The sequence below is a fragment of the Spirosoma sp. genome (assembly GCF_048594605.1).
Taxonomy (GTDB): domain Bacteria; phylum Bacteroidota; class Bacteroidia; order Cytophagales; family Spirosomataceae; genus Spirosoma.
The window spans coordinates 1-8,854 of record NZ_JBMDWV010000043.1 but is presented as its reverse complement, the minus strand read 5'-3'; the positions used below and the strand labels follow the sequence as shown (position 1 = coordinate 8,854).

8 protein-coding genes are annotated in these 8,854 nt (G+C 48.1%); 4 read left to right on the top strand and 4 right to left on the bottom strand.

Annotated features, from left to right (window positions below; genetic code table 11):
* The first annotated feature begins 67 nt into the window (after window positions 1-67).
* The 3 genes from lipA to metK all read left to right on the top strand — a co-directional run bounded on the left by lipA (window position 68) and on the right by metK (window position 3,639).
* Window positions 68-946, top strand: a complete 879-nt coding sequence (gene lipA / locus ACOJS8_RS02465) for a lipoyl synthase (RefSeq protein WP_420146943.1) — start codon at window positions 68-70, stop codon at window positions 944-946.
* Window positions 947-1,111: 165 nt separating this feature from the next.
* Window positions 1,112-2,278 carry a lycopene cyclase family protein gene (locus ACOJS8_RS02460; RefSeq protein WP_420146942.1) on the top strand — a complete coding sequence of 389 codons (1,167 nt, stop codon included), beginning with the start codon at window positions 1,112-1,114 and terminating at the stop codon, window positions 2,276-2,278.
* Window positions 2,279-2,361: 83 nt separating this feature from the next.
* Window positions 2,362-3,639 (top strand): methionine adenosyltransferase, encoded by a 1,278-nt coding sequence (metK, locus tag ACOJS8_RS02455; RefSeq protein ID WP_420146941.1) that lies wholly within the window; start codon window positions 2,362-2,364, stop codon window positions 3,637-3,639.
* A gap of 101 nt (window positions 3,640-3,740) precedes the next feature.
* On the opposite strand, the gene ACOJS8_RS02450 is transcribed toward metK, so the two are convergent.
* From ACOJS8_RS02450 to ACOJS8_RS02435, 4 genes are all read right to left on the bottom strand, one after another.
* Window positions 3,741-4,115 carry an HPF/RaiA family ribosome-associated protein gene (locus ACOJS8_RS02450; RefSeq protein WP_420146940.1) on the bottom strand — a complete coding sequence of 125 codons (375 nt, stop codon included), beginning with the start codon at window positions 4,113-4,115 and terminating at the stop codon, window positions 3,741-3,743.
* Between the two features lie 211 nt (window positions 4,116-4,326).
* Window positions 4,327-5,685: a cytochrome P450 gene (locus tag ACOJS8_RS02445; RefSeq protein WP_420146939.1), complete on the bottom strand. Its 1,359-nt coding sequence runs from the start codon at window positions 5,683-5,685 to the stop codon at window positions 4,327-4,329.
* A 66-nt stretch (window positions 5,686-5,751) separates the two neighbouring features.
* On the bottom strand, window positions 5,752-6,615 hold the full coding sequence (locus tag ACOJS8_RS02440) for an SDR family oxidoreductase (RefSeq protein WP_420146938.1): 864 nt from the start codon (window positions 6,613-6,615) through the stop codon (window positions 5,752-5,754).
* Window positions 6,616-6,668: 53 nt separating this feature from the next.
* Entirely contained in the window at window positions 6,669-7,553 is an 885-nt protein-coding gene (locus tag ACOJS8_RS02435) for an SDR family oxidoreductase (RefSeq protein WP_420146944.1), read from the bottom strand.
* 104 nt (window positions 7,554-7,657) lie between these two features.
* On the opposite strand from ACOJS8_RS02435, the gene ACOJS8_RS02430 reads away from it, so the two are divergent.
* Window positions 7,658-8,854 (top strand): GMC family oxidoreductase N-terminal domain-containing protein (locus ACOJS8_RS02430; RefSeq protein ID WP_420146937.1); only part of this gene is annotated, 1,197 nt, incomplete at its 3' end.

The following is an 8,854-nucleotide window of genomic DNA, read 5'->3' as shown; positions in this document are numbered from 1 at the left end:
CCCTTCGCCCTCTGCTTTTTGAACTTTACGCCCGAAAAACGAATTTTGCTGGAAAGGATTAGGAGCTATGATCGAACTACCTGTAATACCCTCCGAACAACAACGAAAAAAACGACCCGACTGGCTACGTGTAAAACTTCCTATCGGTCCTGAATATGCCAAAGTGCGCAAGCTGGTGGATGAACATAAACTCCACACCATTTGCGAGAGTGGCAATTGCCCGAATATGGGAGAGTGCTGGGGTGCGGGCACCGCTACGTTCATGATTCTGGGTAATGTATGTACGCGCAGTTGTACCTTCTGTGCTGTAGCGACGGGTCGCCCAAATGAATACGATACCGACGAACCCCGGCGTGTAGCCGAAGCCATCGTATTGATGAAGGTTAAACATGCCGTCATTACGTCGGTCAATCGCGACGAATTGAAAGATCGGGGTGCCGAAATATGGTACCAAACCGTACGGCTTATCAAAGAAGCATCGCCCACCACGACCATCGAAACGCTTATTCCAGACACGAAAGGCAATTGGGAAGCGCTTGAGCGCATGATTTCAGCCGGACAGGAAGTCGTTTCTCACAATATGGAAACCGTAGAACGGCTTTATCGTCGTGTACGACCACAGGCTCGCTACGAACGAAGTCTGGAGCAGATTCGGCGGACAAAAGTGTACGGGCAACGTACCAAATCAGGTATTATGCTCGGGCTTGGCGAAACCCACGATGAAGTGTTTAAAGCAATGGACGATCTGGCCGAAAATGGGCTGGACGTACTGACACTGGGTCAATACCTGCAACCAACTAAAATGCATCACGAAGTAATCGAATGGATTCATCCCGATACGTTTGCGATGTACCGTGAAGAAGGACTAAAACGCGGACTTAAATACGTTGAATCAGGACCGTTGGTTCGGTCGAGCTATCACGCTGAAAAGCACGTAAATGTTTAAAATGGGCGAATTTGCATCGTACAGTAATCAATGGAAAAGGAATTAGAGATCTAGGTTCATCCTTACTCATTGTACGTTATCTATTCATCATTTTTAAACAATTAGATACATTCGTTTCTTATTTAGGAGAGTCCGGACCATCGGTTCGGACTCTTTCTTTACTGCATGAAAAAATATGACTTCATCATTGCCGGAGGTGGAATGGCAGGTTTGAGCCTGGCTTACTACTTACTTCAGTCTCCGTTACGTACTAAATCCATTTTGATTCTGGATCGTGAACGTAAAAACCAGAATGACCGGACCTGGTGTTTCTGGGAACGTAACACGAAGTCATCACCCCCATATGCATTCGAGTCTATTCTGTTTCGTAAATGGAACCGCGTAAATTTTCATGGCACTACGTATGCCGGCCCAATAGATATGGGGAAATACCAGTATAAAATGCTACGTGGTATCGACTTCTACGATTTCATGGAGAATGAACTGGCAAAATGGCCCAACATTGAACGGAAACAAGCTACCATTGATCGGATCAAGGACACGCCCCAGGGCGGATTTGTCATAGCCAACGATGAACCTTATATCGCTGACTACGTATTCGACAGTACGTTCGCTCTGAAACTGGATCAACCCGAAAACCATAACCTGCTCCAGCATTTTAAAGGTTGGGTCATTACTACCGAAAAACCATGCTTTGATCCACAACTGCCGGAAATCATGGATTTCCGGGTAGAACAGAACGGCGATTGCCGCTTTGTTTATGTACTACCTTTTAACGAAAAGACAGCGCTGGTCGAATTTACGCTCTTCAATGAAAAATTACTTCCTGAGGCTGAATACGACAGGGTACTACGGCGGTATATCGAACAATATCTGGATACAGGGGAGTACAAAATCAGCGAAACGGAATACGGCGTAATTCCAATGTCGGACGAGGCAACAAAAGAAAATCCGTCGGAACACATTGTGCGAATCGGCACCGCCGGTGGGTTCACCAAAGCCTCAACCGGATATACTTTTCAGCGAACACAGCGTTACCTGCAAAGCATCGTTCGCAGCCTGGTAGAAACCGGTAAACCCAACCGCCGGGTACCGTGGTTCAAGCGCCGGTTTAAATTTTACGATAGTATATTTTTGAATGTACTCGAAAAAAAGCGCCATCCGGCCGACGATGTGTTTACGCTGGTTTACACAGAAAATTCACGACGTATTTTTGCATTTTTAGATGAAGATACGCGCTTTATCGATGAACTTCGTCTGTTTGCTACGTTACCCTTCTGGCCATTTGTATATGCATTCTTCGACGTAATACGTCGAAAGCTGTCCAACTGATCGGCCGACTCCAACTGCAATGTATTGTCACCTTCTGAGAAACTTGTAGATTTGTGGAATAAACCAAGTCATACGGAGTATCAATGCCTTATCTTTTCACTTCCGAGTCCGTTTCTGAAGGACACCCCGATAAAGTCGCTGACCAAATCTCTGACGCGCTGATAGATAATTTCCTGGCGTTCGACCCTTCCAGTAAAGTTGCCTGCGAAACGCTCGTCACTACTGGCCAGGTTGTATTGGCCGGAGAAATAAAAACGGATACGTATCTAGACGTTCAGAAAATCACACGTGAGGTAATTCGTAAAATTGGCTACACCAAGAGCGAGTACATGTTCGAAGCCAACTCCTGCGGAATCTTCTCAGCGTTACACGATCAGTCTGCCGATATTAACCAGGGGGTTGACCGTCAGGTAGTAGGCGACGATTTTGAGTCGAAAGCAAACGCACAGGGCGCTGGTGACCAGGGGATGATGTTTGGTTATGCTACTAACGAGACGGATAACTACATGCCTCTGCCGCTCGACCTGGCTCACGATATTCTGCGGCAGATGTCGAACATTCGTAACAACGAAAAAGAATTGATGCCGTACCTGCGTCCCGACGCCAAATCGCAGGTAACGATTGAATACTCGGACGATCATCAGCCCGTTCGCATTGACACAATTGTTGTATCGACCCAACACGATGATTTCGCGGATGACGAAACGATGCTGAAAAAAATCAAGGAAGATATCATCAACATCGTTATTCCACGCGTTAAATCTGCCCAAAAAACGGAGCTGCACAAACTGTTCACCGACGATATTACGTACTACATTAACCCAACGGGTAAGTTCGTAATTGGCGGACCGCATGGCGATACAGGTTTGACCGGCCGGAAAATCATCGTTGATACGTATGGTGGCAAAGGTGCTCACGGTGGAGGTGCTTTCTCAGGCAAAGATCCTTCGAAAGTAGACCGTTCGGCGGCTTATGCAACGCGCCACATTGCGAAAAACCTCGTAGCTGCCGGTCTGTGCGATCAGGTGCTGGTACAGGTTTCCTATGCGATTGGTGTGGCAAAACCCTGTGGTCTATACGTGAATACGTACGGCACGGCTAAAGTGGATATGCATGATGGTGAAATCGCAGAAAAAGTAGGTCAGATCTTCGATATGCGCCCATACGCTATTGAACAGCGCCTGAAGCTACGTAATCCAATCTATTCGGAGACTGCGGCTTACGGACATATGGGTCGTAAAAATGAAGTTGTAAAGAAGGTATTTGGTTCAAACGGCCACTCAAAGGAAGTAGAAGTTGAACTGTTTACCTGGGAGAAACTCGATTTTGTCGATAAAATTAAAGAAGCCTTCGGTTTATAATTTGTGAAGTCAGCTTCTTTTAAGCCGATTTCATTACAGAACAGGAAAAAGAGAAAGCCACCCCGAACGGGGTGGCTTTCAACGTATTGAGTGGTTTTGATTTATAACTCATCAAGGTCAACGACCTCGTCTTCTTCAATTCGGGTTTTGGCCTCAATAATAGCCGGACTGGAAATATCGTTTCGTTTCTGTTTGCAGCGAACAAGCTTATCTTTCAGCACATCCATCACCCGGTCGGTGGCGCTTTCGAAACTTTTATCGTGCTCTTTCACGAAAATCTCTTTCCCCGGAATTAGCAGGCGGACTTCGACTATTTTTTCCTTGATTTTGTTCGAGTCGGCTCCTTCCAGCCTTAAAAACACCTCTCCGCTGATAATACGGTCATGAAAGGTATCCAACTTGTCAAGCTTTGCCTGGATGAAATCTAACAGGCTCTGATCGGCCGTGAATCGCACGGCATGAATTTGTAGTCTCATTGTGTCGCTTTTAAAGTGAACTGAAATTAGAACATCAATGGATTGACTAAGTTTGGCAATACGTGTCATAAAGTCAAGACTATCTACGAAAGATACAAGCCTGTTTCACGACCTTTCTCAGATAATCGCCTTAACACTCTGATATAGGCGTATATTATTGTAATCCGTGGAACGGTTACATGTGAATGTTCTTTGAAAAGTATAATTTGAATTATTTGAAAAGCACTTTAATGGGTTTATCGGGGCGTAACGTAATGAGTGGGCGGGGCGTAATTTGCTGATTCAAAGCAGGCTGAATGTCAAATTCCCGTACCAGCATGGCTAGTAAGATCTGCATTTCCATCAAGGCAAATTGATTGCCAATGCACAGACGCGGCCCTCCGCCAAATGGTAAGTATGCATACGAATGTAACTGATCTTTTTCACCACCTGGTGCAAATCGTTCTGGCTTAAACCGTTCAGGGTCAGGCCAACTGGTAGGATCTCGATGAAGCAGGTAGGGGCAAACCAGCGCTGTTGCTCCGGCCGGAATCGTGTACGGGCCAAGCTGATCGTTGCCGAGTGCCAGACGACTCATAATCCAGGCTGGTGGGTATAATCGCAATGACTCCTGAATAACCTGTAAAGTATATGGCAGGGATCGGAACAGATCGGGATTCGGGGTTCTGGCGGTACCTAGTACCCGCTGACTTTCATTACGTAGTTGAGTTAATACGTCCGGATGCTGGGAAATTAAATAGAGTGTCCACGCCATTGAGACGGCGGTTGTTTCATGACCCGCTGAAAACAACGTAACGCACTCGTCGCGTAGTTGTTGATCCGACATGCGTTCTCCTGTTTCCTCATCTTCCGTACTAAGCAGCATGCCAAGCAAGTCATCTCCAGAATCCTGGTTTTTTCGGCGTTGGTCAATTAATCCGTAAATGAACGTATCGACTAGCTTTCCAGCCTGACGAAAACGTAAATTGCCGGGCGTAGGCCAGCTCAAAGGTACCCGTAGCGGAGACACGAGTCGATCATTGGCCATGTAATTCAGCGTATCGAGCGCAGAAGACAGGCCATCAAGCTGCGTAGCGACGTCGGAGCCAAACAACGTTTTGCAAACAATGCGCATCGTAACGTCCATAAACGCCTGCGATACGTTAACCGGCTGCTGGCGATTTTGCTCGTTCAGTTCATCGAGCCATCCCGCTGTTTCGGCAATCATGGTTTGCGTCAAGGCAGCTAACTTCTGACGGTGAAAAGCAGGCTGTGTTAGTCGTCGCTGCCGACGCCAGAAATCGCCTTCACTGGTAAGTAGTCCGTTGCCCAGAAAGATTTTGAGAACCTGAAACGCGAGCGAACGGCCGTAGTTTCGGTGGTTTTCCTGCAGGATATGCTTGCTGTCTTCGGGACTGAAGACCAGATACTGATGCCGTCCGCCAATTCGTAGATGCACCATGCGTTGCTGCTCACGCTGTAAAATTGATAACGTTTCCAGCGGCTTACGGAAGAACGCTAACGTATTGCCAATTAACGGGAGCCTTCCATACCTGGGCACCGGTTTGATCGCATGAGCCGTTGTTTCCATATAAAAAAGTCGTCCCGAAATGGTGTTCGGAACGACTATAAAGATAAGCGTGAACGACCAGAATCACTACGAGTTAATAACTTCTCCGCCGTTGACGTGAATGACCTGACCAGCAAAATATGAAGCGTCTTCGGAGGCCAGAAAAACGTAAGCTGGCGCTAGTTCAGCGGGTTGACCTGGCCGTTCCATCGGCGTGTCTTTCCCAAATTCGCCCACTTCCTTAAGCGTTTTTGTTGCCACGATCAAGGGTGTCCAGATAGGGCCGGGTGCCACAGCATTAACCCTGATTTTTCGTTCAATTAAATTCTGGGATAACGAACGCGTAAATGCCGTAACCGCTCCTTTCGTCGATGCATAGTCAATCAGCGCTTCGCTACCTCGATAGGATACAACGGAGGTTGTGTTAATAATGGAATCATTCTCAGCCATATAAGGTAGCAGAATTTTGGTAAGCCGGAACATTGCCAGAATGTTTAATTCAAACGTTTCGCGCATCTGCTGATCCGAAATATCCGTAAACTCCTTCTGTTCTACATGGTTCGCGGCATTGTTGACCAGAATATTGACGCGACCATACGTATCAATTACCAGATCAACGGCTTCCTGAATGAACGTATTTTCCTTCAGATCTCCGGAAATCAGGAGACACCGGCGCCCTTCGGCCTCAATCAGTTCTTTGGTCTTCTGAGCGTCGTCTTCTTCACGTGGATGATAAATGATCGCCAGATCGGCACCTTCGCGGGCAAAGTGAATGGCCACGGCTCGTCCGATACCCGAGTCGCCCCCGGTGATGAGGGCAATTTTATCTTTTAACTTATCCGAACCCTGGTAATCGTCCCGAATATAAATCGGTTGTGGGTCCATTTTATATTCCAGGCCCGGCTGTGCATCCTGATGCTGAGGCTTGGTTTTAACTTCCATTTGGTCCATAACAGTTGAGAATTGCGGTGTCGGGCTAAAGGTACGTCCGACACCATGATAAATCAGGCATTAACGATAGTACCGCCGTTTGGGTGTAAAACCTGACCAGTAATGTATGAAGCATCCTGCGATGCCAGGAATACGTAAGCTGGCGCCACTTCGGCAGGCTGACCGGGACGTTTCATCGGTACGTCTTTACCAAACTCAGCCACTTCTTCAGCACTTACCGAAGCCGGATTGAGTGGTGTCCAGATAGGACCAGGTGCTACGGCGTTGACGCGAATGCCTTTGGTGATCAGGTTGCTCGATAAGGCCCGCGTGAAGGTCATGATAGCGCCTTTCGTTGACGAGTATTCCAGCAGATCGGCACGGCCCTGGTAAGCAGTAACCGACGTAGTATTGATAATGGCGTCGCCTTTCGATAGGTGAGGAACGGCTGCTTTGGTTACACGGAAAAACGAATAGATGTTTGTCTCATAGGTAGCCAGCAAATCCTCGTCCGTTTCTTCTTCGAGTGTTTCGTGCTGCAATTGGATGGCGGCATTGTTGATCAGAAGGTTCAGCTTACCGAGTTGCTTTACGGTTTCATCGACAATGTAGGAGCAGTACCCTTCTTTTCGAATATCGCCCGGCAACAACAGACATTTACGTCCTTCAGCTTCGACTAAGGCTTTGGTTTTCTGGGCATCTGTCTCTTCGCGGGGCGTGTAGGAAATCGCTACGTCGGCACCTTCGCGGGCAAAATGAACAGCCACGGCTCGACCGATACCGCTGTCGCCCCCGGTGATGAGGGCAACTTTATCTTTCAACTTATTAGCCCCTTTGTACGACGATCGAATCACAATCGGCTGCGGGTCCAGTTGGGCTTCAATACCCGGCTGGACGTCCTGATGCTGGGGGGGGATTTCTACATTCATAACGTTGCTGTTGGTTGTACGTCTCTGAATAAGCCAAAAGCAACGACAGTTGTTTACAGAAATCGACTGAAATAGTAGATATTGTTAAGCAGTCACGGAATGCGTAATATCGTACCTCTAAACGTTTTTAGCATATGAATGTCAACGGCGATGCAAAAGCAGCCCGTACTTATGATGCCATTGTGATTGGCTCGGGAATCAGCGGGGGCTGGGCAGCTAAAGAACTGTGTGAAAAGGGACTACGTACGCTCGTGCTGGAACGTGGGCGCGACGTAAAACACATAGTTGATTACCCAACTGCTACGTTGAATCCATGGGAGTTTTCGCACCGGAACCGAATGCCCGAAGCCTTTGATCAGGAAAACCCCATCGCTACCAAATGCTACGCGCTGGACGAGAGTACACAACAGTTTTTTGTAAAAGACGCCGATCATCCGTACGTTCAGGAAAAACCATTCGACTGGATTCGGGGCTATCAGGTAGGTGGCAAATCGCTGATTTGGGCCCGTCAGACGCAGCGATGGAGCAAATTTGATTTTGACGCTCCTGGTCGTGATGGGGCTTCTATTGACTGGCCGATCCGGTATGAGGACGTAGCGCCCTGGTATAGTCATGTCGAAAAATTTGTGGGTATCAGTGGCAATAAAGACGGCCTGGAAACACTGCCCGATGGCGAGTTTCTGAAGCCCTGGGAGCTAAACTGCGTCGAGAAACACATTCAGAAGCGCGTAGCCGAACACTGGAAAGATCGCTACGTTATCATTGGTCGTTGCGCCCACCTGACCGAGCCGAAGCAAATTCACTACGACCAGGGGCGGGCGCAGTGTCAGGCGCGGCATTTGTGCTACCGGGGATGTCCGTACGGCGGCTACTTTAGTTCCAATTCATCTACAATTCCCTGGGCTGCCAAAACCGGCAAACTGACGCTACGGCCTGACTCGGTGGTTCACTCAATTATTTACGACGACGCGAAAGGAAAAGCAACCGGCGTTCGGGTGATTGATACGCATACAAAGCAGATGACGGAGTACTTTGCCCGGATTATTTTCGTGAATGCAGCCTGCCTGAACACTAACCTGGTCTTGCTGAACTCGACGTCCCGGCGTTTTCCGAAAGGACTGGGAAACGATAACGGGTTGCTGGGGCGCTACGTAGCGTTTCACAATTATCGGGGGAACATCGTTGCGGATTACGAGGGCTTTGAGGATGGGTATTATTACGGTCGGCGGCCAACGACAGCGTTTATGCCTAATTTTCGGAATGTTCGCAGGCAGGAAATGGCTTTTCAGCGAGGATACATGGTTGCTTTCAGTGCGGCTCGTACGAACTGG